Raw genomic sequence first — 872 nt, 5'->3', positions numbered from 1 at the left:
GCTTAAATGATATCCCATAATCTTTCTACTAAAAGCATCAGTCACTAAAGATAGATAATGGGTTCGTTCTCTACTTTTCACATAGGTGATATCGCTGACAAAGTATTGTTCTGGTTGGAGAGCCTTAGTATCTTTTACCAGATTCGGATATTTACGTAACCAATGTTTTGAGTGAGTGGTTTTAGTGTAATTCTTTTTAGGCTTGATTAACATAGCTTCTGAACGCAAGTAATCAAATAGGGCATCTCTACCTATTTTTACTCCTAGATCATTAAACTTATCTTTTAGCAAATAATACAACTTGCGAGTGCCTATTCTAGGCATTTGCATACGTATTTGGATGATTAAAGGTTTGATCTTAGAGAGTTCTGCTCTTCGAGCATACTCACGCTTAATGCTTTGATAGAATCCTTGCCTGGATATCTCAAACAATCGACAACAACGTGATAAACTTATCCTTTGTTTTTGTCTGATGCTTTGGATTGTTGAGATAAATACTTTTTTCTAATAGAAGTTCCATATTGACTATCAGAGATATCAATCATAGTATTGAGAATCTGATTCTTTAACTTTTGATCTTCTAATTCGCGTTCTAATCGCTTAATCTTCTGTGCTGGTGTTTCTTTGGATTTCGATTTCATTAGTAAAGCAGGTTTGCTCCAGTCTAAGATACCATGTTTTCTTAACCAAACCAAAACAGTACTCTTTCCTTGAATACCATACTTCTGCTGGGCTTGTTTATAGGTTAACTCGCCTTTTTCTACTTGGGAAACGACAGCTAATTTAAAGCCTAGATTGTAATCACATTGTGTGCGCTTTTTCTTGTGTGGACTCGTATTCATAAAATAAGTCTAATTTGTGTCAACTTATTT

Annotated in this window: 1 pseudogene; it reads right to left on the bottom strand. The window is 34.6% G+C overall.

Annotated features, from left to right (window positions below):
• A pseudogene (locus ACQY1Q_RS17375) lies at nucleotides 1-842 on the bottom strand (IS3 family transposase); the annotation flags it as partial.
• Nucleotides 843-872: the final 30 nt, after the last annotated feature.

The sequence above is a fragment of the Tenacibaculum sp. TC6 genome (assembly GCF_050606265.1).
Lineage (GTDB): Bacteria > Bacteroidota > Bacteroidia > Flavobacteriales > Flavobacteriaceae > Polaribacter.
The sequence above is the reverse complement of the archived record's forward strand: the minus strand, read 5'-3'. Positions and strand labels throughout refer to the sequence as shown.